This is a genomic window from Brevibacterium sp. Z349TD_9 (assembly GCF_056173565.1).
Genome location: NZ_CM149680.1, coordinates 2,993,973 through 3,019,842, shown reverse-complemented (window position 1 = coordinate 3,019,842; position 25,870 = coordinate 2,993,973). Strand labels below are relative to the sequence as shown.

The 25,870-nt window shown below is 67.8% G+C and carries 22 protein-coding genes; 20 read left to right on the top strand and 2 right to left on the bottom strand.

Translation table 11 applies throughout. The features are described from left to right. The first annotated feature begins 225 nt into the window (after positions 1–225). The 11 genes from AC0VYB_RS14075 to AC0VYB_RS14025 all read left to right on the top strand — a co-directional run bounded on the left by AC0VYB_RS14075 (position 226) and on the right by AC0VYB_RS14025 (position 11,921). The gene (locus AC0VYB_RS14075; RefSeq protein ID WP_231882263.1) at positions 226–873 is read left to right on the top strand and encodes a DUF4190 domain-containing protein; all 648 of its coding nucleotides are present in this window, start codon (positions 226–228) and stop codon (positions 871–873) included. Between the two features lie 183 nt (positions 874–1,056). Further along, positions 1,057–1,491: a DUF4190 domain-containing protein gene (locus tag AC0VYB_RS14070; RefSeq protein ID WP_063250657.1), complete on the top strand. Its 435-nt coding sequence runs from the start codon at positions 1,057–1,059 to the stop codon at positions 1,489–1,491. Positions 1,492–1,553: 62 nt separating this feature from the next. Further along, the gene (rsmI, locus tag AC0VYB_RS14065) at positions 1,554–2,600 is read left to right on the top strand and encodes a 16S rRNA (cytidine(1402)-2'-O)-methyltransferase (RefSeq protein ID WP_306460272.1); all 1,047 of its coding nucleotides are present in this window, start codon (positions 1,554–1,556) and stop codon (positions 2,598–2,600) included. Positions 2,601–2,939: 339 nt separating this feature from the next. Continuing rightward, entirely contained in the window at positions 2,940–4,022 is a 1,083-nt protein-coding gene (locus AC0VYB_RS14060; protein WP_193338265.1) for a hypothetical protein, read from the top strand. A 434-nt stretch (positions 4,023–4,456) separates the two neighbouring features. Then, positions 4,457–6,037, top strand: coding sequence for a methionine--tRNA ligase (metG, locus tag AC0VYB_RS14055; protein WP_475384753.1), 1,581 nt, complete (start codon positions 4,457–4,459; stop codon positions 6,035–6,037). After that, entirely contained in the window at positions 5,961–6,173 is a 213-nt protein-coding gene (locus tag AC0VYB_RS14050) for a hypothetical protein (protein ID WP_475384752.1), read from the top strand. Before metG ends, AC0VYB_RS14050 begins: the two co-directional genes overlap by 77 nt. Then, positions 6,173–7,171: a TatD family hydrolase gene (locus AC0VYB_RS14045; protein WP_063249388.1), complete on the top strand. Its 999-nt coding sequence runs from the start codon at positions 6,173–6,175 to the stop codon at positions 7,169–7,171. The genes AC0VYB_RS14050 and AC0VYB_RS14045 overlap by 1 nt, the downstream gene beginning before the upstream one ends. Before the next feature lie 240 nt (positions 7,172–7,411). Then, positions 7,412–8,638, top strand: a complete 1,227-nt coding sequence (locus AC0VYB_RS14040) for a resuscitation-promoting factor (protein ID WP_063249387.1) — start codon at positions 7,412–7,414, stop codon at positions 8,636–8,638. A 446-nt stretch (positions 8,639–9,084) separates the two neighbouring features. Further along, positions 9,085–9,378: a co-chaperone GroES gene (groES, locus tag AC0VYB_RS14035; RefSeq protein WP_009376237.1), complete on the top strand. Its 294-nt coding sequence runs from the start codon at positions 9,085–9,087 to the stop codon at positions 9,376–9,378. Positions 9,379–9,411: 33 nt separating this feature from the next. After that, on the top strand, positions 9,412–11,004 hold the full coding sequence (groL, locus tag AC0VYB_RS14030; RefSeq protein WP_009376235.1) for a chaperonin GroEL: 1,593 nt from the start codon (positions 9,412–9,414) through the stop codon (positions 11,002–11,004). A gap of 272 nt (positions 11,005–11,276) precedes the next feature. Then, positions 11,277–11,921, top strand: coding sequence for a TetR/AcrR family transcriptional regulator (locus tag AC0VYB_RS14025; protein ID WP_063249384.1), 645 nt, complete (start codon positions 11,277–11,279; stop codon positions 11,919–11,921). Positions 11,922–11,923: 2 nt separating this feature from the next. Here the strand turns inward: AC0VYB_RS14025 and AC0VYB_RS14020 are convergent, their stop codons facing one another. After that, the gene (locus tag AC0VYB_RS14020; RefSeq protein ID WP_063249383.1) at positions 11,924–12,322 is read right to left on the bottom strand and encodes an SRPBCC family protein; all 399 of its coding nucleotides are present in this window, start codon (positions 12,320–12,322) and stop codon (positions 11,924–11,926) included. A gap of 39 nt (positions 12,323–12,361) precedes the next feature. Between AC0VYB_RS14020 and AC0VYB_RS14015 the strand changes: the two genes are divergently transcribed. Together AC0VYB_RS14015 and AC0VYB_RS14010 are read left to right on the top strand one after the other, a co-directional pair. Beyond that, positions 12,362–13,480: a pseudouridine synthase gene (locus AC0VYB_RS14015; protein ID WP_231882190.1), complete on the top strand. Its 1,119-nt coding sequence runs from the start codon at positions 12,362–12,364 to the stop codon at positions 13,478–13,480. Positions 13,481–13,526: 46 nt separating this feature from the next. Next, entirely contained in the window at positions 13,527–14,189 is a 663-nt protein-coding gene (locus AC0VYB_RS14010; RefSeq protein WP_009376224.1) for a GntR family transcriptional regulator, read from the top strand. Positions 14,190–14,267: 78 nt separating this feature from the next. Here the strand turns inward: AC0VYB_RS14010 and AC0VYB_RS14005 are convergent, their stop codons facing one another. Further along, positions 14,268–14,477: a hypothetical protein gene (locus AC0VYB_RS14005; protein WP_475384751.1), complete on the bottom strand. Its 210-nt coding sequence runs from the start codon at positions 14,475–14,477 to the stop codon at positions 14,268–14,270. Positions 14,478–14,868: 391 nt separating this feature from the next. On the opposite strand from AC0VYB_RS14005, the gene guaB reads away from it, so the two are divergent. From guaB to AC0VYB_RS13970, 7 genes are all read left to right on the top strand, one after another. Then, positions 14,869–16,395: an IMP dehydrogenase gene (gene guaB / locus AC0VYB_RS14000; protein WP_009376220.1), complete on the top strand. Its 1,527-nt coding sequence runs from the start codon at positions 14,869–14,871 to the stop codon at positions 16,393–16,395. A gap of 462 nt (positions 16,396–16,857) precedes the next feature. Further along, on the top strand, positions 16,858–18,567 hold the full coding sequence (locus tag AC0VYB_RS13995; protein ID WP_144588713.1) for a lysine N(6)-hydroxylase/L-ornithine N(5)-oxygenase family protein: 1,710 nt from the start codon (positions 16,858–16,860) through the stop codon (positions 18,565–18,567). Further along, positions 18,564–21,158, top strand: coding sequence for a GNAT family N-acetyltransferase (locus AC0VYB_RS13990; RefSeq protein ID WP_259820896.1), 2,595 nt, complete (start codon positions 18,564–18,566; stop codon positions 21,156–21,158). The genes AC0VYB_RS13995 and AC0VYB_RS13990 overlap by 4 nt, the downstream gene beginning before the upstream one ends. Before the next feature lie 126 nt (positions 21,159–21,284). Beyond that, on the top strand, positions 21,285–22,352 hold the full coding sequence (locus AC0VYB_RS13985) for a LacI family DNA-binding transcriptional regulator (protein ID WP_259820895.1): 1,068 nt from the start codon (positions 21,285–21,287) through the stop codon (positions 22,350–22,352). Between the two features lie 118 nt (positions 22,353–22,470). Beyond that, positions 22,471–23,589 carry a substrate-binding domain-containing protein gene (locus tag AC0VYB_RS13980; protein WP_259820894.1) on the top strand — a complete coding sequence of 373 codons (1,119 nt, stop codon included), beginning with the start codon at positions 22,471–22,473 and terminating at the stop codon, positions 23,587–23,589. A 20-nt stretch (positions 23,590–23,609) separates the two neighbouring features. After that, on the top strand, positions 23,610–24,431 hold the full coding sequence (locus AC0VYB_RS13975; protein ID WP_259820886.1) for an ATP-binding cassette domain-containing protein: 822 nt from the start codon (positions 23,610–23,612) through the stop codon (positions 24,429–24,431). Further along, the gene (locus tag AC0VYB_RS13970; protein WP_193338261.1) at positions 24,428–25,639 is read left to right on the top strand and encodes a sugar ABC transporter permease; all 1,212 of its coding nucleotides are present in this window, start codon (positions 24,428–24,430) and stop codon (positions 25,637–25,639) included. Before AC0VYB_RS13975 ends, AC0VYB_RS13970 begins: the two co-directional genes overlap by 4 nt. The last annotated feature ends 231 nt before the right edge of the window (positions 25,640–25,870 follow it).

The following is a 25,870-nucleotide window of genomic DNA, read 5'->3' as shown; positions in this document are numbered from 1 at the left end:
GACACTCGGAAGCCGCTCAGCCTCGGATGCGTCGTGTCCGAGGAGTGCCAGGAGCGGAGCAAGACCTCTGCGGGCGGGCAGGCTCCGGGCGTGCTGAGCTCCGTGCACGCGGAGCGGAGTGGCCGGGCTGACGGTACCGCGGGAGAGCCGGGGCGGTTAGGGTGGAGACTACGGCTATCGCACCGGTACGGGTGCGAGCGCCCCAGCACACGAGCGAAGACGGTGATGAGAGTGTCGAACAACCCGGACTACCGCCCGAGCGATCCTCCGCAGGTGGGATCGCAGCAGTTCGGCTCGGGGGCTGGGGCCTCCCCGTCGCCCTACGGCTCCGGCCAGGCCGGGTACGGCTCCGGCCAGGCCGGATACGGTCAGAGCGGGTATGGCGACCCGTCGCAGGCCGGGTACGGCGGTGGGCAGTACACCGACTACGGTCAGTACCTCGATTCGGTGGGACCATCGGGCGGGCAGCCGTATTCGGTTCAGCCGGCGTCCTACAGCCAGCCGGTCACCCACGGCACGTACGGAACGCCGATGGTCGTCTACCGCAAGTTGAACGGCCTCGCCGGTTGGGCGATGTGGATGGGCATCATCGGATTGGCGGGCGGGTTCGTCTGCGGACTGCTGTCGATGATTCCGTTCATCGGGTGGTTCTTCAGTTTCATCCTCATGTTCCTCTGGATCGCCCCGTTCCTCGCGGTGATCTTCGGCCACGTCTCCCTGGGCCAGATCAAACGCTCCGGAGAAGACGGCCGAGGGCAGGCGATGGCCGGCCTCATCATGGGATACATCAGCATCGGGCTCGGCCTCCTCGCCATCATCGTTGCCGCGGTCGTCGGCGTCGGCATTCTCGCGCTGCTGTCGACGACCTCATGATCTGGCGCATGACGTCCTGAACCGGTGGGCGGACCGGCGCGACCTCCTGCCCGTGTTTGCCTGAGTTGACTGTGCTGTGTTCGCCTGTGTGGACTGCGACGACGATGCAGGATTGCAACACGCTCGCCTTTTGCCTCGTCGTCCGCGTCTGTACCGTTGGTAGTGACCCCGAGGAGAGAAGACATGAGCAGCCAGAACAACTGGAACAACCCAGACATGTACTACCAGCAGCCCCAGTCCGGGCAGCCTGCCGGCAGCTACAGCTCGAACAGCTACCAGGCGGCGAACTACAACGCGGCGTCGAGCTACGGCAACGCGGGAGTCGCCTACCAGGCGCTGCCCCCGAACAACACTCTGGCAATCATCGCGCTCGTCGCCTCGATCTTCGGCGTCGTCTCGAGCTTCTTCATCGCAGGCATCGCCGGCATCGTCATGGGACACATCGCGCGCAAGCAGATCCGTGAACGCGGCGAACGCGGAGACGGCATGGCTGTCGCCGCCCTCTGGGTCGGCTACATCGGCACCGCCCTCTGGATCCTCGCTTGGTTGTTTATCATCCTCGCGTATCTAGGGATGTTTGCGCTCGTGTTCTTTGGCTCGTCGTCGTCCTACAGTTGAGCAGCCGACTCAATCCGCGCTCGAGCGATGCGGGCCGCGCGGACGCATCGACTGATCCAGGCATGAGCGCTGCGAGCCTTGACGGCTCAACCCTGGCGAGCGCAGACGACACGGCCCCGGCGAACGCTGACGGCGCGACCGACGAGGCGCGTGCGGCCGGGGACGGCTCGACCGCTGCGGCAGGCGAGCAGTCGCCGGAGACCGACACGCCTGCGGCGGGCATTGACGATGACGGAGCCCCGAACGCAGAACAGTCCTCAGGCCCTCGGCTCCTCGACGGCACCGGCGGGGGACTCATCCTCGTCGGGACTCCGATCGGCAACCTCGGCGATGCGGGACCGCGGATGCGGCAGGCGATCGAAACCGCCGATGTCATCGCCGCCGAGGACACCCGTCGGTTCCTTTCGCTTGCCCAGCGGCTGGGACTGAGCCACACGAAGCGCGTCATCAGCGTCTTCGACCACAACGAGGCGGGGCGGGCGCCGGAGATCGTCGACCTCATCCGCGACGGCCGGACGGTCGTCCTCCTCAGCGACGCGGGAATGCCCGCGGTCTCCGATCCCGGGTATCGGGTCGTCAGGGCCTGCGCCGAGGCGGGGCTGCCGATCACCGCGACACCCGGGCCGTCCGCGGTGCTCATGGCGCTTGCGGTCTCGGGCCTGCCGAGCGATCGCTTCAGCTTCGAGGGTTTCATCCCGCGCAAATCGGGGGCGCGCACTGCTCTGTTCGAGGAGCTCGCGAGTGAGAAGCGCACGATGGTCTTCTTCGAGAGCCCGCACCGGATCGCCGAGACGATGGACGACCTGCTCGCCGTCATCGGTCCCGACCGCCCGATGAGCATCAGCCGGGAGCTGACGAAGACCTTCGAGGAGACCCTGCGCGGAACCGTCGGCTCGCTGCGGGACCTCGCCGCCGACGGTCTGCGCGGCGAGCTCACCCTCGTCCTCGCCGGCGCCACCGAGGTGGAGACGGCTCCGGAGGACCACCTCGGCGAGATGGAGAACCTCGTCGCATCAGGGGTGAGGGCGAAGGAGGCGGCCGGGCAGATCGCGAAGCGCTTCGGTCTGTCCAAGCGCGAGATCTACGAGGCCTGGCTCCACCGCGAGTAAGCGGTGACTTGCGTGCGGACGGCTGTGCGTCGACCCGTGCTCAGGTCGGTGTGAACGGCTCACTGTCTCCGCACTGCTCTGGCTCACGCTCCCGGGACTGCTGTGAACCACTTTCCGCCCGTTTGGTCGGGTTTCGAACCGACCGATCGGGCGGAAACTGACTCGTTTCGGCGGAGGACGGTCGCGTCGTCCGGCGGCTCGGGCGTGTGGCGACTCATGGGCATCGGCGTGTGGACGGTTCCCGCACCCGTGTGCGTGAGCGCTGTGGACATTGGGCCCGGATCCACAGGTCTCCGATCGATTCTTGTGAGTGCGAGCTGAGGCGGCGAATCTGCTGTGATGGATGAGAGGGTCGAACTCAGATGCAACGTCGTTCGCAGGGATGACCTCACGGCCGCAGGCGTGTCGAACACAGAGATCAGCCGCGCCACGGACTGCTGCCTCCTGCGGCTAAGCCCGGGTGTCTACTCGATCGTGTCCGAGTGCGAGAAGCCGCGGCATGAGCGCATCCGCTCGCTCATCACCGACGCTGCGTGGACGGACTACTTCCGCACCACGACGCGCCGGCAGAGGGCCGAGGATCGGAAGTTCGCCGCCCACGTGGCCAGGCTGAAGGCCATTCACTATCCGCACTATCGGCCCGATGACGCGGTCGTCGGCACCTCGGCCGCAGTGCTCCACGAGCTTCCGATGTTCGACCTGCCGCTCGAGCCGCTGACCATCGCCCACCCGAGCTCCACTTCGACCAGTTCTGCGGTCTCGCGGCGACGACGGGCGATCCCGGACGACGACCGGACGGTGCGAAGCGGCGTGCCGGTGACCACCGCGGCGCGCACGGGTCTGGACCTCATCGAGGTCGGAGGGCCCATCGCGGGTCTGGCCGCACTCGACTCCGCGGTGCGGTCGCAGGTGCTCGCAGCCAAAGGCAACGCCCGATTGGGGATGACGGACCCGGATCGCCTGTTCGAGTTCGGACGCGAGGTGGTCGAGTCCGAGTTCGTCCCGGCTGCACACCGCCTGACCCGGGGTACGAAGAGGGCACTGACCGTTCTCGGCATCGTCAGTCCGCTGTCCGAGAGCTACGCGGAGAGCTGCTGCTCGCTCAACCTCCACCGGCTCGGGCTGCACGACTTCGCCCAACAGCGGAACGTCTTCCACGACGGGGACTTCCTCACCCGCCTCGACTTCCTCCACCGGCAGACCCGGACCGCGCTGGCGATCGACGGTACGGTCAAGTACGTCGACTTCAGCCGAGACGTGCTGAAGAAGGAGAGCTACCAGCAGAACATGCTGCTGTCGATGGGCTTCACCGTGATCCACTTCAGCTTCCGCGAGGTCATCAATCCGACTGCCTTCTCCCTCAAGCTCTTCGAACAGGCGCCGAGGCTCATGGAGTTCCGGACCGAGCCGACCCGGCTGTAGGGCGCAGCGGTCGCTGCCTGACGGCGGGTCGGCCGGGCAGATGGGCTCGGCAGCACGGTGGACTCGGACCGGTGCGGTCGTTCGATTCACTTTCCGCCCGATCAGTCGGTTCGCATTCCGACCGATCGGGCGGAAAGTGAATCGTTGCCGCCAACGGGTGGCGGAAGCCGACCGATCGGGCGGAATGCGACTCACTTCGGGCCGAGGGCTCTTGGCTCGGGGGCGTTTGGCCCCGGCACCCCCGGCGCAGCGGCTCGCCGCCTGCGGGCCCCGGCACCCCCGGCGCAGCGGCTCGCCGCCTGCGGGCCCCGGCACCCGCACCACCCCGCCATACCGCCACCACCCGCGCCACCCCGCGCGTCCCCACGTCGCCCCTGCCCACGAGCCGAACCGCGGCAAGCGGTGCGTCGCGCGTCCTCTAGACTGAGTTGCCTATGGGTTACTACGTGACAACAGCCATCGCCTACCCCAATGGGGCCATCCACATCGGGCACGCGTACGAGTACATCGCCGCCGACACGATCGCGCGGTTCAAGCGCCTCGACAACCACGACGTGTTCTTCGCCACCGGCACCGACGAACACGGCCTCAAGATGCTCCAGGCGGCGAACAGGCTGGGGATCACGCCGAAAGAGCTCGCTGACGACAACGCGAAGAACTTCCGCGACACGCAGCTCGCGCTCGGCTCGACCTTCGACCGGTTCATCCGGACCACCGACCCCGACCACTACGCCGCCTCGCAGGAGATCTGGCGTCGGCTCGAAGAGGCCGGTGACATCTACCTCGACTCGTACTCGGGCTGGTACTCGGTGCGCGACGAGGCGTTCTACACCGAGGACGAGACCGAGGTCGTCGACGGCGTGCGCCTGTCGAAGGAGACCCGCACCGAGGTGACCTGGACGGAGGAGGAGTCTTACTTCTTCCGTCTCTCGAAGTACCAGGAGCCCCTCCTCGAGCTCTACCGCGATCACCCCGAGTTCCTCGGCCCCGACTCCCGCCGCAACGAGGTCGCCTCGTTCGTCGCCTCCGGCCTCAAGGACCTCTCGATCTCGCGCACGACCTTCGACTGGGGCGTGCCCGTGCCCGGCAACGACAAGCACGTCATGTACGTGTGGATCGACGCCTTGACGAACTACCTCACCGCCGCCGGCTTCCCCGACGACACCGAGGCGTTTGCCAAGTGGTGGCCCGCCGACGTCCACATCATCGGCAAGGACATCATCCGCTTCCACAGCGTCTACTGGCCCGCGTTCCTCATGTCCGCAGGCATCGAGCTGCCCCGTCGCGTCCACGCCCACGGCTTCCTCTTCAACGCCGGGGAGAAGATGTCGAAGTCCGTCGGCAACGTTGTCGACCCCATCGACCTCGTCGACGCGTTCGGTCTCGACACCGTCCGCTTCTTCCTCTTCCGCGAGTTCTCCTACGGCCAGGACGGCTCGTACACGAAGGACTCGATCATCACCCGCAAGAACGCCGACCTCGCCAACGAGTACGGCAACCTCGCCCAGCGCTCGCTGTCGATGATCGCGAAGAACTGCGACGGACAGGTGCCGCAGCCCGGCGACCTCACCGAGGCGGACGAGTCCCTGCTCTCCCTCGCCCGCGGCACCCTGGAGACCGCCCGCCGGCACGTCGACACCCAGAGCCTCCACCTCTACGTCGACGCGTGCTGGAAGGTGCTCACCGAGGCCAACCGCTACTTCTCCGCGCAGGAGCCCTGGAAGCTGAAGAAGACCGACCCCGAGCGCATGGCCACCGTCCTCTGGGTGACGATCGAGGTCGTGCGCATCGTCTCGATCCTCATCCAGCCCGTCATGCCCGAATCCGCAGGGAGGATCCTCGACCTCCTCGGCGTCGCCGAAGGATTCCGCCGAGGCGGGCGCGAAAGTCCTGCCCACCGCGATCGAGACCGGCACCGGTGCCGAGGTGATGGACACCGTGACCGCGAGTGCCGCGGTCGGCGTCGCCGCCGGAGCGGGATTCGCCGGTGCCGGCATCGCCCCGGCCGCCGCTGAGACCGCCGAGGGCGGGGTGTCGGCCGCCGACGTCGACCCCCGCTCGTTCGCGGCCATCGACTTCCCACTCGTGCCCGGCACCCCGCTGCCCAAGCCCGAACCGGTGTTCCCGAAGTTCGTGGAGGAGACGGAGTAATGGCCTCGCGCGCTGCCGGAACGTACCCGCCGGTGCCCGAACCGCTGCCCCACCCGATCGTCGACACCCACACCCACCTCGACATCGGCACGGGCGTGCGCCTGCCGCTCGGTGCCGGCGAACCCTCCCCGGAGGTCACCCCGTCCGAGGACGAGGAGTTCCCCGATCTCGACTTCTTCTTCGACACCGCCGAGGCGGCCGGAGTGCGCCGGATCGTCCAGATCGGCTGCGACCTGCCCGCTGCCCGCTGGACGACCGCGCTCGTCGCCTCCCAGTACGCCGGGCAGGGGAATGCGGCCCTGGCCGCCGCGGCGAACGTCGACCCGGCCGTCGCCGCCCGCGTGCCGACACCGCCTGTCACCGGGCGGACGTGGATGCTCGGGGGAGCGGCGCTCCACCCGAACGAGGCCCCGCGGCTGGCAGAGCGCGGCCTCCTCGACGATGCGCTCACCGAGATCGAGGCGCTTGTGACGAGTGAGGACCGGATGCGCGTGGTCGGGGAGACCGGCCTCGACTACTTCCGCACCGGTGAGGACGGCATCGGGCAGCAGCAGCGGTCGTTCCGGGCGCATATCGAGATCGCCAAGCGGACCGGCCGGGCCCTGCAGATCCACGATCGTGAGGCCCATGCCGACGTCCTGCGCATCCTCCGCGAGGAGGGGGCGCCCGAGGTGACGATCTTCCACTGCTTCTCCGGCGACGAGGCGATGGCCCGCGAATGCGCCGAGCACGGCTACTTCATGTCCTTTGCCGGCAACATCACGTTCAAGAACGCCGATGAGCTGCGCCGGGCCGCCGCGAGCGCCCCGCTCGAGCTCCTCCTCACGGAGACCGACGCCCCCTTCCTCACCCCTCATCCCTACCGCGGCAAGCCCGGCGGCCCCTACCTCACCCCGATCACGGCCAGGATGCTCGCCGAGGTGCGGGGGATGGACGCCGGTGACCTCGCCGAGGCGGTGTGGGCGAACGCGGAGACCGCGCTCGGCAGCTGGGACTGAGCCCCCGCCTCGGCGAGGGGGAGGGCCAAGATCACGGTCGTTACGGACGTCACATCACGGTCGCCAGTCGTGCCGTGGATGACGTCTGACCTGGACGGATGCCGACTGCTGTGAACCCCGGAAATCCGGGAGTCTGAGAGATTCCTGTTACGGTTTCGTAATCTTTTGCAAGCGATGTAACGAATCGGTTACAGTGGATGAGTCGCAAACAGCTGGTCAACTCTGCTCGGGGATATTTCTGTGATTGATTTTCTCAAGAACCGCAAGGTGCAGATCGCCGCACAGGCGGTCGTCATCACCGGACTCGTCGGTGGCACCGGTGCCGTGCTCACCATGAACAAGCCCGTCACCCTCGAGGTGAACGGCAAGGCCGAAGAGATCCGCACCTTCGGGGGAACCGTCGGTGAGATCCTCGACAGCCAGAACATCGAGCTCGAGAAGCGCGATGAGGTCAAGCCGGGTGTGAACACGAAGATCGACCGCGATATGACGGTCACGGTCAACACTGCCAAGGACGTCGCGCTCACCGTCGACGGCAAGAAGACCGACGAGTGGACGAACGCGAACACCGTCGGGCAGGCTCTCGCCGACCTCGGCGTCGAAGCCAAGGATGCCGAGCTCAGCGCCGAAGCCAACGACAAGCTCAAGGTCGACGGCGAGACGAGCATCGACGTCACCACCGCGAAGGCGCTCACCGTCGTCGCCGACGGCAAGGACCACAAGGTCACCGCGCCCGTCGACACCGCCGGCGCCGCCCTCAAGGAAGCCGACATCAAGCTCGACAAGGACGACTACCTCTCCGTGCCGATGAGCGCATCCGTCACCGACGGTCAGGTCCTCACCGTCAACCGGGTGGAGAACAAGACCGTCAAGGAGAAGCAGGACATCGAGCCCAAGGTCGAGAAGAAGAAGTCGGAATCCCTCTTCGTCGGTGAGACGAAGGTCGAGGAGAAGGGCAAGGCCGGGCAGAAGGAAGTCGAGTACCAGGTCAAGATCGTCAACGGCGAAGAGGTCGAGAAGGAGAAGAAGGGCGAGAAGGTCCTCTCCGAACCGAAGGCCAAGGTCGTCGTCGAGGGCACGAAGAAGAAGGAGAAGCCCTCCTCGAACGACTCGGGCTCGGGCTCCGGCTCGGGATCCGATGACAGCGGAAGCGGCTCCGGCGGAGGCTCCGACGACGGCGGCTCGAGCTCCGGTGGCGGCGGTTCGATGACGACCGAGGAGATCAAGGCGATGCTCGGCGGACCCGGCTCCAAGTGGTACCAGGTCGCCAAGTGCGAGTCGAACTTCAACCCGCGCGCCGTGAACAAGCAGAACAACGCCCACTTCGGCCTCTTCCAGTTCAAGCTCGCCACGTGGCGCAGCGTGGGCGGCTCGGGCAACCCGATCGACGCCAGCCCGCGCGAGCAGTTCGACCGTGCGAAGAAGCTCCAGGCCAAGGCCGGCTGGGGACAGTGGGCCTGCGCCTGAGCGCAGCGCTGATGCGCTGACCGCGCGCCGGCACCAGCCGACCGTCCGCGGTCACGGCTGAGATGAGCTGAGCGATGAGGGACTCCGGATCCGTCCGGGGTCCCTCTCGCGCATTCATGGGCTTGCGCGTCCCGCCGAGGTAGCGGTGCTCGGGCCGTGGCCCTGCGGTAGCGTGCCCTGGCCGCCGAGGCGGGGGTGCGGGCCGCCGAGGTGGCGGTCCGCGCACCCCGAGGCTGAGCTTTCCCCGAGAGCCCCGCGAAATCTTGGCACTCGAGTTGACCGAGTGCTAAAGGAGTCATAGAGTCGCATTAGCACTGACACTCAGTGAGTGCCAGTTTCATCGGACGGTCGAACTCCTCGGCACCCGCGACGACGAGAGGTTCCTCAGGCGCACGCCGCCGTCTGACTCCACCAGTATCGAACCCAGCGAAGGGAGAGAGCCCGATATGTCGGTCTCCATCAAGCCACTCGAAGATCGGATCGTCATCCGTCAGGTCGAAGCCGAGCAGACCACTGCCAGCGGTCTGGTCATCCCCGACACTGCCAAGGAGAAGCCGCAGGAAGGCGAAGTCGTCGCAGTGGGCCCCGGCCGCGTTGCTGACAACGGCAACCGCGTTCCCGTCGACGTCGCTGTCGGCGACAAGGTCATCTACTCGAAGTACGGCGGCACCGAGGTCAAGTACGCCGGCGAGGAGTACCTCGTCCTCTCGGCCCGCGACGTGCTCGCCGTCATCGGCTGAATCCCCTGAACGACTCTCAAGACAGGAGGACGAATGCCTAAGAATCTGGAATTCAACGACGAGGCCCGTCGTTCACTCGAAAAGGGTGTCAACACTCTCGCTGACACCGTCAAGGTGACGCTCGGACCCCGCGGCCGCAACGTCGTTCTCGACAAGAAGTGGGGCGCACCCACGATCACCAACGATGGCGTGACCATCGCGCGTGAGGTCGAGCTCGACGATCCCTACGAGAACCTCGGCGCACAGCTGGCCAAGGAAGTCGCCACCAAGACCAACGACATCGCCGGTGACGGAACCACCACTGCGACCGTCCTCGCCCAGGCCTTCGTCAACGAGGGTCTGCGCAACGTCGCCGCGGGCGCCGCTCCCGGTGCCCTCAAGCGCGGCATCGAGACCGCCGTCGAGGCCGTCTCCGACGAGCTCGGCTCCATCTCCCGCGATGTCGCCGGCTCCGAGGAGATCGCCCACGTGGCCGGTCTGTCCGCCCAGTCCGAGGAGATCGGCGCACTCATCGCCGATGCCTTCGAGAAGGTCGGCAAGGACGGCGTCATCACCATCGACGAGTCCCAGGCCTCCGATGTGGAGCTGGAGATCACCGAGGGCATGCAGTTCGACAAGGGCTACCTGTCCCCGCACTTCGTCACCGACGCCGACCGCCAGGAAGCCATCCTGGGCGATGCGCTCATCCTCATCAACCAGGGCAAGATCTCCAACATCCAGGAGCTCCTGCCCGTCCTCGAGAAGGTTCAGCAGGCCGGCAAGCCGCTGTTCATCATCGCCGAGGACATCGAGGGCGAGGCACTGTCGACGCTGGTGGTCAACAAGCTGCGCGGCATCCTCAACGTCTGCGCGGTCAAGGCTCCCGGATTCGGTGACCGCCGCAAGGCCATCCTCGAGGACCTCGCCGTCCTCACCGGCGGCCAGGTCGTCACCCCGGACATGGGCATGAAGCTCGACCAGGTCACCCTGGACGAGCTCGGCAATGCCCGCACGATCACCGTCACCAAGGACACCACCACCATCGTCGATGGTGCCGGTGCCGATGACGCTGTGGCCGGGCGTGTGGCCCAGATCCGCTCCGAGATCGAGAACACCGACTCCGACTGGGACCGCGAGAAGCTGCAGGAGCGCTTGGCCAAGCTCTCCGGCGGTGTCGCCGTCATCAAGGTCGGCGCCGCCACCGAGGTGGAGCTCAAGGAGCGCAAGCACCGCGTCGAAGACGCTGTGTCCGCGACCCGTGCTGCCATCGAGGAGGGCGTCGTCGCCGGCGGCGGTTCGGCTCTCATCCACGCCGCCAAGGTCCTCGACGGCAAGGACTTCGGCCTCGACTACGACGGTGCCACGGGCGTGGAGATCGTCAAGCGCGGAATCGTCCAGCCGCTGCGCTGGATCGCCGAGAACGCCGGTCAGGACGGCTACGTCGTCGTGTCCAAGGTCCAGGACCTCGAGTCCGGCCAGGGATACAACGCCGCCACCGACTCCTACGGCGACCTCATCTCCGCAGGCATCATCGACCCGGTCAAGGTCACCCGTTCGGCTCTGCGCAATGCGGCGTCGATCGCGGCCCTGGTGCTCACCACCGAGACCCTGGTCGTGGAGAAGAAGGACGACGAGGACGAGGACTGACCTCCGTCCCCGCTCAGGCTGAGCCCTCAGCCTGATCCCTCATCGGATGGCCCGGAACGCCTGTTCCGGGCCATCGGTGTGTCCGGGATGTCCCTCGCCGAGGCGGCCGACCGACTCCGGCCCGGCCCCCTGACATCGTCGTCCGGCCCCGCCCCATGCACTCGTCCCCTGCCCCAGCTGTGAGTTCGCCGCCTGTCGTTGCCACCGCCTGTGATGAGTGCCATACTCGTGAACTGTTGAAACGTGAACGATCTCATCAGAGGCGAGGGCGAGTGGACTACCGACAGACCGCGATCTTCCGCGCCGGTGCCGCACAGCGACGCGCGCGCATCGAGCACGCCGCCCGCTTCGTCGTCGCCGAACGCGGCTTCGGCGCTGCGAGCATCGGTGCGATCGCCCGCGCCGCCGACTGCACCCCGCGGCACATCCACACCCTCTACGGCAACCGCGTCGCCCTCCTCCTCGCCGTCTTCGCGAGTGCGGCCGGCCGTGAACTCGAGGTCGTCTCCGACGCCGTCGAGTCCTGTTCGAGCCCGGCACAGATCGTCGACGCCGTCGTCGACGTCTTCGTCTCCCGCGCCGTCGCCGGCCGCGGACTCGCCCATGCCCTCCTCCTCGAGGACGTCCCCGATGCCGTGCAGCGCGAACGCCGAGCCCTGCGCCGCGGGTACGTCGCCGTCATCGCCGCTGGACTCCGGCGCACCCTGGGAGGCGACTATCCCGCCGAGATCTTCGCCCGCTCCCTCATCGGCGCGATCTCGGAGAACCTCGTCGATCTCCTCGACCCGGACCGGGCGCGACCGAACCCCGCCGAGGTGCAGTGGCACATCGCAACGATCGCGTCCTACTCACGGGCTGCTCTGACCGCCCTGCCCCGCGACAATGCCCCGCTCACCCGCGTCCCCGCAGGCAGCTGACGTCACCGCTGTTCGAGCACCGATCTCAATCGCTCGAGATCCGCGGCCACGGCCGCGGCATCGCGGTCGACATCGGCGGCGCTCATGCCCGGGTGCTGGGCGACGGTGAAGACGACCTCGCAGCCGGATCCGCAGACGCGCACCCGCAGGCGATTGCGATTGACCGTGCCGTCGGGGAAGACGACATCGTGGTCGAGGACACCGGAGCCGACGTCGCCGACGAAGCGGACCTCGACCGGGCCCATGGGAGAGTCGGCGATCCACCGGCCGTTATCGTTGCGGATGCCGGTGCTCAGTCCGGCCGCCCACCGGGGAAGATTCGCAGGGTCCCCGGCGAAGGCGGCCACCTCGGCGAGGGGCCGGGAGAACATGCAGGCGACGTCGCGCGGGTGGGCTTCCATGTGCCCAGTAGACCACACGGTCCTCGTAGACTGAAGGGCATGCCGCGCAGTCCGTTACCGCCGAGAGAGGGGATCTCGGCGACCGTGCTCCGCGCTCCCGGCGGACTCGCCACCCATGCGAAGGCCCACCTCCCGGTGCCGGCGACGATCGGCCGCTGGCTGGGCGAGGAGTTCCCCTCCGCTTCGGAGTCCGCCAGACGCGCCCTCGTCGCCCAGACCCCCGCCGAGGCGGCAGAGATCGTCGATGCTGACGTGGAAGGCAAGGGGAGGCTCGGCGAGCCACTTTCCGCCCCCGAGGCACTCGGCCCATTGCTGCCCGGCCAGATGTGCGACAGCCTCGGCGTCCCGGTGCACTGGGATGACCCCGTCACTCCCGGAGGCTTCTACTTCTTCCACCGGCCGGTTCCCGCCGAGGAGCGCATCCCCTTCGAGGTGAGCATCGTCTGGGAGGACGACGATCTCCTCGTCGTCGACAAACCCCACTTCCTCGCGAGCACCCCGAACGGCCGGTTCGTCCGCGAAAGCGTCGTCACCCGACTGCGCGTCGACGCAGGCGCACCCGACCTCGTCGCCATCCACCGCCTCGACCGAATCACCGCGGGCCTCCTCATCCTCTCGAAGCGGCCCGAGACCCGCGGTCGCTACCAGCGCCTCTTCCAGGACCGGCGGGTGACCAAGACCTACCGGGCGCTCGCCCCGACCCCGATGGGCGACCTCGACTTTCCGCTCACCCGGCACTCGCGCCTGCACAAGCCGACCGGGGGCCGCCAGGTCCTCGAAGTCCCGGGGGAGGCCAATGCGATCAGTCGGATCGACCACCTCGGCGAGGTGGCGGGGCGTGTGGGAGTGAGCGAATACCGGCTCGAACCGCTCACGGGAAAGACCCACCAGCTGCGGGTGCACATGAACGCGCTCGGGCTGCCGCTCCTCGGCGATCCCGTCTACCCGCGCGATCTCAGTCCGGACCCCTACGATTTCGCGTCCCCGCTCCAGCTGCTCGCTGCGACGATCGAGTTCACGGACCCCCTCGACGGGCGCCCGCGGCGCTTCGAGACGGGCCTCGCCCTCGACGGCGGTGCCGGCGCCGATGCCGTCACCGGGGACGGCCGACGACCGGACGGGCCATCAGCAGAGATCACGGGTATGCCGCAGGCGTAGTGACCCCGTGGCGCGCGCGACGGGTGGACACGGTAGCCTGGAGGGTATGAGCCCGAACGCACCCGGATGCACGTCAGAGGCGATCGTCGCCTTGGTCCGGACCCGAATCACCACCGGCGAGTACCCTGCGGGGTCCCCGGTCCGCGACGGTGCCCTGGCCAAGGAATTCAACGTCTCCCGCAACACCGCGCGCGAATCGCTCAGCCTGCTGCGCCACGCCGGCCTGCTCACTCAGGAGCCCAACCGCGGGTTCTTCGTCCGCACCTTCGGCATCGACGAGCTCAAGGATCTCTACCGCGCCCGCCGGGTCTTCGAGATCCGCGCCGTCCAGGAGTCCCAGGACGCCACTGACGAGGCGATGGCGGCCGTCGAGGCCTCGGTCGTCCGCGCGGAGAACGCCCCGGAGAACGAAGGCTGGGCCGATGCGCAGGAGCACTCCGCGTCGTTCCACCGCGCGATCGTCGGACTCCTCGGCTCGCCCCTGCTCGATGAGTTCTACCTCAATCTCATGGCCCGCCTGTCGACGACGTTCTCCCGCTCGCCCGAACCGGGGAAGTACCACTCACACTGGGCGAACCCGCACCGCGACATCCTCGAGAAGATCAAATCGGGGGACCGCCAAGGCGCCGAAGGACTCCTGCGCATCCACCTCGACGACTCAGAGGCCTCGACCCTCGACCTCGCGCGTTCGGTCGGCGCGGGTCGCTGACACCGCTGGTTGGCCGGGCGGAGGGCTGACTGTGTCGATGTTCGTGCCGACGCGATCGACCGGCTGTTCCATGAAGGGTCAGAGGCCCTCGGGACTGCCGGGCGGGGTGAAGTACCGTTTCCTCAGCAGATACAGGACGAACCAGACGACGGTGGCTGCGACGATTGCGGTGTACACCAGGTCGACCACGTCGGCACCACGAGCGAAGAAACCGGGAAGCACGAACGCGAACACATAGGTGCACAACAGTGCCGCGCCCCGCGGAATGCTGCCGACGAAGCTCTTCACCTCGGGGCGGACACCTTTTGACCGGAAGAGCAACCAGACTCCCACTGCACCGAGTGCCGAGATGACCAATGCCGTCCAGACGGCACCCGCCACCGGTTGCTGTCGTAGGAGAGCTTTGACGATCTCAGCGAGGGAACCCCACGCGCAGAGCACAGTGGCGCCGAGCAGGACCGTGTAGAACTTCGACGTCATTCGAGTGCAGGTCTTTCGAGCGGGTGGCCTCCATGGTAATTCGCCCACGGCACTGACGACGGGGACAGGATTGCCGAGCGATCGACCGCCTCGGCGAGGTGTCCATTCTCACAGCCCGAGGTAGTTGAAACCGTAGAAGCCTCACAGTCCGCTCCGATACCATGGATCAACTGATCTTCCGCGTCGAAAGGCTGGACTCATGGGGAACTCCGAGCAGGAATCACAGGCCGCACACGATCCGTTCGCGCTTACCGGACTCACGTACGATGACGTGCTCCTCCTGCCCGGCGACACCGATGTCATTCCCTCCGAAGCCTCGACGACGACCCGCCTGACCAAGGACATCGAACTCAACATCCCGCTCGTCTCCGCGGCGATGGACACGGTCACCGAATCGCGGATGGCGATCGCCATGGCCCGCATCGGGGGACTGGGCATCATCCACCGCAACCTGTCCAAAGAGGACCAGGCCGACCAGGTCGACTACGTCAAGCGCTCCGAGTCGGGGATGATCAACGACCCGCTGACGATCACCCCGGAGAAGACCCTCGAGGAACTCGACGAGATCTGCGGCCGCTACCGGATCTCCGGCCTGCCCGTCGTCGATGAGAACGACGTCCTCGTCGGCATCGTCACCAACCGCGACCTCCGCTTCGTCACGCGCAGCGAATTCCCCACGCGCACCGTCGCGGAGACGATGACTCCGATGCCGCTCGTCACCGCCCCCGTCGGCGTCTCTCCGGAGAAGGCGTTCGAACTGCTCGCCGACAACAAGGTCGAGAAGCTGCCGCTCGTCGATGAGAACAACGTCATCAAGGGCCTCATCACCGTCAAGGACTTCGTCAAGACCGAGGAGTACCCGTTGGCGACGAAGGACTCCGAAGGCCGCCTGCGAGTCGGCGCGGCCGTCGGCTTCTACGGCGACGCCTACGAGCGCGCAGGTCTCCTCGCCGAGGCGGGCGTCGACGTCCTCGTCGTCGACACCGCCAACGGCCACGCCCGCGGGGTCACCGACATGATCAAGACGATCAAGGCCGACCCGGCGTTCTCCCACGTCCAGATCATCGGCGGCAACGTCGCGACGAAGGAGGGCGCTCAGGCGCTCATCGACGCAGGCGTCGACGCCGTCAAGGTCGGTGTGGGCCCCGGCTCGATCTGCACCACTCGCGTCGTCGCCGGCGTCGGCGTCCCGCAGGTCACCGCGATCCACCTCGCCGCGCAGGCCGCCCGTGCCGCCGGCGTCCCGGTCATCGGCGACGGCGGCCTCCAGTACTCCGGCGACATCGGCAAGGCGCTCGTCGCCGGTGCCGACACCGTCATGCTCGGCTCGCTGCTCGCCGGCTGCAACGAGTCGCCCGGAGAGCTCATCTTCGTCAACGGCAAGCAGTACAAGGCCTACCGCGGCATGGGTTCGCTCGGCGCGATGGCACCGCGGAAGGGCAAGTCGTACTCGAAGGACCGCTACTTCCAGGCCGACATCGCCACCGACACCGACCTCATCCCCGAGGGCATCGAAGGCCGCGTCGCCTACCGCGGGCACCTCAAGCAGGTCGCCCACCAGCTCACGGGCGGTCTGCGCCAGACGATGTTCTACGTCGGCGCGCGCACGATCGACGAGCTCAAGGCCAAGGGCAGGTTCGTCCGCCTCACCACGGCCGGGCTCAAGGAGAGCCACCCGCACGACATCCAGATGACCGTCGAGGCCCCGAACTACGTCTCGAAGTGAGGCACACTGAGCGCGCTGCGCTCAGCGCGCTTCGCTGAGCACGCCTCGCGGAACACCGGATCGGCCGCGGCACCCCGCACACGCAGGGCGCCGCGGCCGTTCTGATTCACTTTTCGCCCGATCCATCGGGTCGCGAACCGACCGATCGGGCGAAAAGTGAATCAAGCGGGCGCGAGGCGGCGACGCGGCGGACCGGGAGTGGCTCCGACCGGCCGCAGACGTGCCCACGAGTGCGGGTGTGACGGGAATCACAGATCGGATCTCAGGGCAGGAGACCTTGCGCAGGCGGTCCCTGCGATCCGCGCGCCTGCGGGGATCTCCCGCACGGGCATTCCGGCAAGGTCACTTCTGTAGTCGCCGCGCGCGGGTGGTTGCTCAGCACATTTCCGTCGACTTAGGGTAGGTTTCCCTAATGCAATCGGGTTGACCCGGTCCGCATACGAAGGAGGCTGCCGAACGCCCATGACTGCCCAGCATTCTCACACGCACGCACCGCCGTCCATCTCTCGATCGAACCCCCAGGTGAGCGACCCGGGTCGACAGCAGATCAGCGCCGCTGACACCCGTGTCCACGACATCGTCGGCATCGGCATCGGGCCCTTCGGCCTCGGGCTTGCCGCCCTGTCCGACCCGCTGCCCGACGTCGACGCGGTCTTCCTCGACCGGCGACCGGAGTTCCGATGGCATCCGGGCATGATGATCGAAGGTGCCACGGTCCAGGTCCCGTTCCTTGCCGACCTCGTCACCATGGCCGATCCGACCTCACCCTTCTCGTTCCTCCAATTCCTCAAGGACCGCGGCCGGCTCTATCCGTTCTACATCCGCGAATCCTTCTATCCCCTGCGCGCCGAGTTCGACGAGTACTGCCGGTGGGTCGCCGCGCAGCTCGGGAGTCTGCGCTGGAACCGGGCCGTCACCTCGGTGACCGATGTCGATGGGATCTATGAGATCACCGCCGAGGTGACCGACACTTGCGGACGGATCGTCGACATCGAGAGCTACCACGCTCGCCACGTCGTCCTCGGCGTCGGCACCCAGCCGGTCCTGCCCGAGGCCCTCGCCGAACTGCTGACAGGCGAGCGGACCGAGACCGGCATCAGCACCGCCGGGACTCGTCGCGGTGACGCGGGCGCCGCTCGCAGGGGCGGGCCGGTCATCCACACCGCGGACTACCTCGATCACCGCGAGGAGCTGCTCGAGAGCGGATCCGTGACGATCATCGGCAGCGGACAGTCCGCCGCCGAGATCTACCGCGACCTCATCGAAGACGCCGAGGCGCGCGGTGTCCGCCTCGACTGGGTGACCCGCTCGCCGCGGTTCTTCCCGATGGAGTACACGAAGCTCACCCTCGAGATGACCTCCCCGGAATACACCGACCACTTCCGCGCCCTGCCCGATGACCTGCGCGGACGCATCGGCCGTGAACAGCGCACCCTCTACAAGGGCATCAGCGGCGACCTCATCGACGACATCCACGACACGCTCTACCGGCTCAGCCGCGGCGGCCGATCGCTGCTGACGAACCTCGTCACCGACGCCGAACTCATCGCCGCGCACACCGATGAGCGAGGCGCCGCCGCCCACCCTGATGGGCCAGGTGCGTCCGCGCACCCGCACGAGCACGGAGCTGACACCCGCAGCGCCCCGGGGGAGTACCTCCTCGAGTTCCGCCACACCGTCCTCGATGAGCGCTTCACCCGCCGGACCGGGGCGATCGTCGCGGCGACCGGCTACCGAGCGAGCGTTCCCGACTTCCTCACCCCGATCCGAGAGGAGATCCGCCTCGACGATCAGGGGCGGTTCGCCGCCGACCGCGACTACACGCTCAACGAGGCGGGGACGCTCCACGTCCTCGGAGTCGAGGAGCACACCCACGGCGTCACCGCGCCTGACCTCGGCTTCGGCCCGTGGCGTGCCTCGGTCGTGCTCGCGCAGGTGACCGGCCGGGAGCCCTACCTGATCGAACGTCGGATCGCCTTCCAGACCTTCGGAGTCCCCAGCGCCGAGGCGCCTGCGCAGTCCCCTGCGGCCGCTGTGGCCCAGCCCGGGCACCCTGATGACCCCGGAGTCCCAGCCCATCCCGGCGACACGGCCCACCCCAACGACACGCATCCCGACGACACCCATCTCGGCGACGCAGCCGCACCATCCAAGGAGATGACCCACGCATGAGCACCGACACGACAACGGCCGACACACCGACGGTCGACCCCACGACCGAGACCAGGGGCACGAGCACCTCGGCGCCGGAGATCATCATCCTTCCCCTGCGCCCCGACCGGCACTCCGCAGACGTTCATACGTGGCTGAGCCATCCGCGTTCGCACTTCTGGCAGATGACCGACCTCGACGAACCGGCGGTGCGGAACTACCTCGCCGCAATCCGCGCCTCGGTCGATGAGAACGGATGGATCGGGCTCGTCGACGGGAGACCGACCTTCTACGTCGAGACCTACCTGCCGGCGATCCTCATCCCCACCGAGGTGGTCCCCGAGACCCCGGGCGACATCGGCATGCACCTGCTCGTCGCGCCACCGGACGGGCGCGTCGTCCGCGGGCTGACCGATCGGATCATGGCGCACGTCATCGACTTCTGCCTCCGCCCGCGAGTGGAGGGCGGACGGGGTGCCACCCGTGTCATCGTCGAACCCGACGTTCGCAATGCGGCGATCCATGCGAAGAACGCGGCGGCCGGGTTCGAGGTCATCGGCGAGGCCGAGATCCCGATGGGCAATGAGACGAAGACAGCGCTCGTCAGCGTGTGCACAAGGGCGGACTTCGCGGCGAGCAGGCTCGCTGAGCTCATCGACTCGCCCGTGCGTGCGGCAGCGAGAAGCGTGGGCGACGGGAACTCCGCGGGCGCAGCCTCGGGGGCGACGCGGGCCGGGACCCACCTCGGCGGGGAGGGCAGCGCTCACCTCGACGGGGAGGACTATGCCCACCTCAGCCCGGAGGTGTTCGCCGAGGTCAACAGGCACCTCGTGGCCAAAGCGCTCGCCGAGTTCGCCCACGAACGCCTCATCGCCCCGGTCCGCGTCGGGGAGAGCAGTGAGGAGAGCGGTCCGGACGGTGGTCCAGAGAGGACTGCGGCGTCCTGGGTGCTCACGATCCCCACCGGAACCGGCCCTGACACTGGAACCGGCACGATCCACTACACCTTCGACGCCTCGCTGCTGCCCCTCGAGCACTGGGTCATCGACGAGACGACGATCGTGCGCCGTCGGGACGGGCAGGCCATCGGTCTCGACGCGCAGGAGTTCGTCCTCGAACTCCAGGACGTCCTCGGAGTGCCGGAGAACCTCATGTCAACGTATCTCGAGGAGATCGCGTCGACCCTGGCAGGCGGGGCCTTCAAACTCACCGAGGCGCGTGAGGGCAGGAGACCCACTGCCGCGGGACTCGCCGACGCGGACTTCCAGACGATCGAAGCGACGATGACCGAGGGTCACCCGGGTTTCGTCGCGAACAACGGCCGCATCGGCTTCGGGCTGCGCGACTACCGGCGCTGGGCCCCGGAGAACGGGCGGCGCAACCGTCTCGAATGGGTCGCCGTGAGCCGGGAGCATGCGCACCTGGCGCTCGGTGACGGACTCGACGAGAGCGGGCACCTGTCCTGGGCGCTCAGCGACGATGAACGCGAACTCTTCAGCGCTCGCCTCACCGCAACCGGGCGTCGCCTCGACGAGGTCCACCTCATGCCGATCCACCCGTGGCAGGCCGAGCACCGGCTGGCGATCACGTTCGCCGCCGACATCGCGCGGGGCGATCTCATCCCTCTCGGTCCCGGCCTCGACGAACACCAGGCCCAACAGTCCCTGCGGACGTTCTTCAACCACACCCGTGCCGGAGCGCCGTACGCCAAGGTCGCCCTCGCCGTGCAGAACATGGGATTCCTCCGCGGGCTCTCACCTGCCTATATGCGGGACACCCCGGCGATCAACGACTGGGTGGCCCGCCTCGTCGACGGTGATCCGACCTTCGCCGACTCCGGGTTCGGGGTGCTGCGGGAGCGCAGCGCGATCGGCTACACCGGTGACGCCTACCACCGCACTCGGGAGACGAATCCGCACCGGAAGATGCTCGCCGGGCTGTGGCGGGAGAACCCGCTGCCGCTGCTCGGCGAGGGGGAGCGGACGATGACGATGGCCGCACTCCTGCACCGCGATCACCTCGGCGCCCCCGTCGTCGGCGAACTCATCCGTCGGTCGGGACTGGATGCCGAGGACTGGATCCGGGCCTATCTCGAGACCTATCTCCAGCCGCTCGTCCACGCGCTGCTCGCCCACGATCTCGTGTTCATGCCGCACGGGGAGAACCTCATCCTCGTGCTCGAGGACGACGTCGTCACCGGGGCGTTGATGAAGGACATCGGCGAGGAGGTCGCCTACCTCGGTGAGGGCCGACTGCCGACCGAGGTCGAGCGGATCCGGGCGATCGTGCCGGGAGAGGAGAAGGCGCTGTCGATCTTCACCGACGTCTTCGACGGGGTGCTGCGCCACCTCGCGGGGATCCTCGACGTCGACGGCATCCTCGCCGCCGGTCGGTTCTGGTCGCTTGTCGCCGAGGTGCTCGACCGTTACGAGTCCACGCATCCCGAGACTGCCCGTGGGCTCGCGGGTGACATCGACCTGCGCGCCGGACGCTTCAGGCACTCGTGCCTCAACCGTCTGCAGCTGCGCAACACGACGCAGATGGTCGACCTCGGCAACCAGGCCGATTCGCTCATCTATGCGGGAACGATGCGCAACCCCGTGGGACGGTGAGTGGCGGGCCGCCGGCTGCCCGGTGCTGGGTGGAATTCCCGGCCTCCGGCTATCATCGATCCCACGGTCGCCTGCTCCGAGGCGGCTGCCGGGGCCGATGCTCCGGACTGTCCTGAAGGCGCACACATGGTCAAGCAGCACGACCGGCCGACGCTGGCCACGGTCGCCGAGCGCGCCGGAGTGAGCATCAAGACGGCCTCCCGCGTGCTCAACGGGGAGAAGCACGTCGCCAGCACCACCGCCGCCAAGGTCGAGACGGCTGCGGAGGAGCTCGGATTTCGGCTCAACTCGGCCGCGCGCCGGCTGCGGGAGGGCAGTCGCTCGCCCTACATCGGAGTCGTGCTCTCCGACATGGGCGACCCCCTCCAGGTGCGCATCCTCGCCCGCCTCGAACACGACCTCGCCGACCGCGGGCTGCGTCCCGTCGTCACCGTGACCGGGGGAGACCCGGACATCGAGCGCAGCTTCGTCGACGACTGCCTCGGCGGGGACATGTCGGGGATCTGCGTCGTGTGCTCGCAGCCGGAGTCCGCGGACCTCTACGCCCGAGTCCCAGGGCAGGCCGCCTCGGCGAAACCAGGAGAAGTCGGGGTCGTCTCCCTCGATCCCGCCGTCGCCGGACCCGGAATCACCACGATCGCCGCCGACGACGTCGCCGCAGGCCGCCGAGCCGCCGAACAGCTCGTCCGTCACGGCCACATCAGCATCGGCGTCATCGGCGACCGATCCCTGATCGAATCGCAGGCGCGGAGGTTCGCAGGCATCCGCGAGGTCCTCGCCGGTCGCGGGGACATCGGCTGGCGGGCCTACCTCGAGACGGGTGCCCACGACCAGTCGAGCGCGAAGAACGTCGTCGCCGCCCTGCTCGGGTCCCGGGCCGCCCCGACCGCGCTCATCACGCTTTCTGCGACGGTGACGATGGGGGCGATCGACGCGAGCCGGCGACTCGACCAATGGCCCGCGGTCGTCGGCATCGACGACTTCCCCGGAGCAGACCTCCTCGACGTCACCGTCGTCGACCCGGATGTCGACGCGATGTCCGCCGAGGCAGTGCGGGTCCTCACGGGCGACCACCGTCGCAGCTCCGCAACAGGGTCGATACCCCTCCTCACCTCGGCGAACGGCCTCACCCCGGTCCGCCTCATCCGTCGCGGCAGCGGTGAGGAGTCACCGCGCCAGGTCGCAGCACGCTGAGCAGGCGGCTGTCGGATCCTCGGAGGGAATTCCGCGCGGACAGTTGACAAACCTCATCGGTGAGCGAAGTATGACTACCATCCTGACAACGTTGTCAGAATGAGGAAAGGTTTCGAGAATGCGCAGTTCCCACACCCGCGAATCAGCATCGCCGAGGCGCGCCCACCGCCGGCTCACCATCCTCGGTGCCGCCGTCGCGATCTCCGCGCTCGCCCTCAGCGGCTGCGGCAACCAGAAGGGCCAGGGCAACGACGAGGCCGGATCCGGTACCGGCTCCGACGGTGACGTCACCATCGCCCTTCTCCTGCCCGAGTCGAAGACCACCCGCTACGAGTCGCTCGACAAGCCGAACTTCGAGAAGTACGTCGCCGAAGCGAACCCGGATGCGACGGTCGAATACCGCAACGCCAACCAGGACGCCTCCCAACAGCAGCAGCAGTTCGAGGCTGCGGTGACCGAAGGAGTCGACGTCATCGTCCTCGACCCGGTCGACGCCTCGGCGGTCGCGTCGTCCCTGGCGAAGGCCGAAGCGAAGCAGATCCCCGTCGTCTCCTACGACCGCTTCTTCGACGGAGCCGACTACTACACCTCGTTCGACAACAAGAAGATCGGCAACCTTCAGGGTCAGGCCCTCCTCGACGGGCTCAAGGCCAAGGGCGTCGACCCGAAGTCCGGGCCGGTGTGGATGGTCAACGGCGACCCGAAGGACCCCAACGCCGCCGACTTCAAGGCCGGTGCCGAGGAGACCCTCAAGGCCGCCGGCGTCGACATCGCCGCCAGTCACGACACCCTCGACTGGAACCCCGATGACGCCCGGCAGTGGGTCGAAGGCCAGCTGCAAGGCGGAGGAGAGAAGCCGATCGCGATCTACGCGGCCAACGACGGCACGGCCGGTGGGGTGCTCGCCGCAACGACGAAGGCGAAGCAGGAACCCGTCGTCACCGGCCAGGACGCCGAAGTCGACGGCCTGCAGAACATCCTCAAGGGCGAGCAGTACGCGACGATCTACAAGTCCATCCCGCCGCAGGCCGAGTACGCGGCGAAGGCCGCGGTCGCGCTCGCCAACGGCGAGGAGCCGAAGGCTGCGACGACGTACAAGGACACGCCGACGGACTTCGTCGAAGCCAAGGTCGTCACGAAGGACACGATCAAGGACATCGTCGGCGATCAGATCAAGGCCTCGGACATCTGCTCGGGCATCGATGAGAAGCTCTGCGCCGACGCCGGAATCGAGTAGGGGACGCTGAGCGCACGCCGATGACTTCACAGACGAACGAGCCGATGCCCGCCTTCGGGCGGGCGTCGGCGACCACACAGCCCGTGCTCGAACTGCGCGGAATATCCAAGCGCTTCGGTGCCGTCCAGGCACTGACCGACATCAATCTCACCATCGGCCGCGGCGAAGTCGTCGGGCTCGTCGGCGACAATGGTGCCGGCAAGTCGACGCTCATCAAGATCATCGCCGGCGTCCATGGCGCCGACGACGGCGAGCTCCTCATGGACGGCCGCCCGCAGAGGTTCTCCTCACCCAAGGACGCGCAGAAGGCGGGGGTCGCCACGGTGTTCCAGGACCTCTCCCTGTGCGAGAACCTCGACGTGGTGGCGAACCTCTTCCTCGGCCACGAGGACACTCGCGCAGGCGTCCTCGACGAAGTCGCCATGGAGGCGAAGTCGTGGGAGCTGCTGCGCAGCCTCTCGGCGAAGATCCCCAGCGTCCGGGTGCCCATCGCCGCCCTCTCCGGCGGGCAGCGGCAGACAGTCGCGATCGCTAGGTCCCTCCTCGGTGAACCGTCGATCGTCATGCTCGACGAGCCGACCGCGGCCCTCGGAGTCGCCCAGACCGCCGAGGTGCTCAACCTCATCGAACGCCTCCGCGACCGCGACCTCGGCGTCCTCCTCGTCAGCCACAACATGGCCGACGTCCAAGCCGTGTGTGACCGCGTCCACGTCCTGCGCCTGGGCAAGGACGCCGGCGACTTCCCCGGTGATGAGCGCACCGACGTCCTCATCGCCGCCATCACGGGAGCCAACGACAACGTCGTCACCCAGCGGGCGGCACGCAGGGGTGAGCGCCGATGACCCGGAACTCGTTCATCACTGACGAACGGATCTCGCAGGAGGGGTTCGTCCGCACCTTCGTCCGGCGGATCAAGGAGGGTCAGCTCGGCTCGTTCCCGGTCATCCTCGCCCTCGTCATCATCGTCATCGTCTTCCAGTCGGCGAACAGCAACTTCATCTCCCCTGCCAACCTCGTCAACCTCTCCACGCAGGTCGCCTACCTCGCGATCCTCGCCCTCGGGATCAACCTCATCCTCCTCCTCGGCGAGATCGACCTCTCGCTCGCCCAGCTCGGCGGTCTCTGCGCCTCCGTGCTCGGTGTCCTCGTCGTCAGGCAGGGTGTGCCCCCGATCATCGCCCTGACGATCATGCTCCTCCTCGGCCTCGTCGTCGGCGCCATTCAGGGCTGGTTCTTCGCCGTCGTCGGCATCCCCGCCTTCGTCGTCACCCTCGCCGGCCTCCTCGCCTTCACCGGCCTGACCCTGACGACGCTGGGCACGCAGAAGAACCTCTCGATGGCCGACACCTTCGCCTTCGACTTCGCGAGCTACTACTTCCCCGCCATCTGGGCCTACGTCTTCGGCGCGGTCGCGGTGCTCGGCTTCGCCGCCGGGATCATCCACTCGAAACTGCGCCGGCACAATGCCGGACTCGACAGCGCGAGCTGGACATCGGTGATCATCCGCATCGTCCTCCTCACCGCGGTCGTCTTCGGATTCCTCATCCTCGTCAACCAGGACTTCGGGCTGGCGATGCCGTTCTTCCTCATGCTCGTCATCGCCATCGTCATCGACCTCGTCCTGCGGAAGACGAAGTACGGTCGATCGATCTACGCCGTCGGCGGCAAGGTCGAGGCCGCCAGGCGCGCAGGCATCCGGGTGACCTGGGTGCGGATCAGCGTGTTCATGACCGCCGGAGTCCTCGCCGCGCTCTTCGGCTTCGTCAAGGCCGGGGTGACGACGAACGCGGGGTCGACGCTCGTGGGCACGCAGGACCTCCTCAACGCCATCGCGGCGGCCGTCATCGGCGGCACCTCGCTCTTCGGCGGGCGCGGTTCGGCGTGGGCTGCGGTGCTCGGGGCGCTCGTCGTCGGCGCGATCAACAACGGCCTCTACCTCATCGGCTTCAACTCCGACGCGCAGCAGATCATCACCGCGCTCGTCCTCCTCACCGCCGTCGTCATCGACGCGATCAGCCGCCGCGGCCAGCGCTACGTCGGCAGAGGGTAGGCGTCGGAGGGTAGGCGACAGAGGTCCGACGGCCGCCGATAGGCGGCTGGGTCGGTCGCCGAGGCGGAACTGAGTCACTTTTCGCCCGATCAGTCGGTTCAAGACCAGACCGATCGGGCGAAAAGTGAATCATCGGGGCCGGGCGGCTGGATTGAAAGTGGGGTCGGGCGGGTTCGCGGCGGTGGGCCGTGCGGGCACCGTCGTCGCCCCCTAGGTGTCGGTGATACAGTC

Excerpts from the sequence above, each read along its gene's own strand:
- AC0VYB_RS14075 (WP_231882263.1), top strand. The coding sequence starts at position 226 with ATGAGAGTGTCGAACAACCCGGACTACCGCCCGAGCGATCCTCCGCAG.
- AC0VYB_RS14070 (WP_063250657.1), top strand. The coding sequence starts at position 1,057 with ATGAGCAGCCAGAACAACTGGAACAACCCAGACATGTACTACCAGCAG.
- rsmI (WP_306460272.1), top strand. The coding sequence starts at position 1,554 with ATGAGCGCTGCGAGCCTTGACGGCTCAACCCTGGCGAGCGCAGACGAC.
- AC0VYB_RS14060 (WP_193338265.1), top strand. The coding sequence starts at position 2,940 with ATGGATGAGAGGGTCGAACTCAGATGCAACGTCGTTCGCAGGGATGAC.
- metG (WP_475384753.1), top strand. The coding sequence starts at position 4,457 with ATGGGTTACTACGTGACAACAGCCATCGCCTACCCCAATGGGGCCATC.
- AC0VYB_RS14045 (WP_063249388.1), top strand. The coding sequence starts at position 6,173 with ATGGCCTCGCGCGCTGCCGGAACGTACCCGCCGGTGCCCGAACCGCTG.
- groES (WP_009376237.1), top strand. The coding sequence starts at position 9,085 with ATGTCGGTCTCCATCAAGCCACTCGAAGATCGGATCGTCATCCGTCAG.
- groL (WP_009376235.1), top strand. The coding sequence starts at position 9,412 with ATGCCTAAGAATCTGGAATTCAACGACGAGGCCCGTCGTTCACTCGAA.
- AC0VYB_RS14020 (WP_063249383.1), bottom strand. The coding sequence starts at position 12,322 with ATGGAAGCCCACCCGCGCGACGTCGCCTGCATGTTCTCCCGGCCCCTC.
- AC0VYB_RS14015 (WP_231882190.1), top strand. The coding sequence starts at position 12,362 with ATGCCGCGCAGTCCGTTACCGCCGAGAGAGGGGATCTCGGCGACCGTG.
- AC0VYB_RS14010 (WP_009376224.1), top strand. The coding sequence starts at position 13,527 with ATGAGCCCGAACGCACCCGGATGCACGTCAGAGGCGATCGTCGCCTTG.
- guaB (WP_009376220.1), top strand. The coding sequence starts at position 14,869 with ATGGGGAACTCCGAGCAGGAATCACAGGCCGCACACGATCCGTTCGCG.
- AC0VYB_RS13995 (WP_144588713.1), top strand. The coding sequence starts at position 16,858 with ATGACTGCCCAGCATTCTCACACGCACGCACCGCCGTCCATCTCTCGA.
- AC0VYB_RS13990 (WP_259820896.1), top strand. The coding sequence starts at position 18,564 with ATGAGCACCGACACGACAACGGCCGACACACCGACGGTCGACCCCACG.
- AC0VYB_RS13985 (WP_259820895.1), top strand. The coding sequence starts at position 21,285 with ATGGTCAAGCAGCACGACCGGCCGACGCTGGCCACGGTCGCCGAGCGC.
- AC0VYB_RS13980 (WP_259820894.1), top strand. The coding sequence starts at position 22,471 with ATGCGCAGTTCCCACACCCGCGAATCAGCATCGCCGAGGCGCGCCCAC.
- AC0VYB_RS13975 (WP_259820886.1), top strand. The coding sequence starts at position 23,610 with ATGACTTCACAGACGAACGAGCCGATGCCCGCCTTCGGGCGGGCGTCG.
- AC0VYB_RS13970 (WP_193338261.1), top strand. The coding sequence starts at position 24,428 with ATGACCCGGAACTCGTTCATCACTGACGAACGGATCTCGCAGGAGGGG.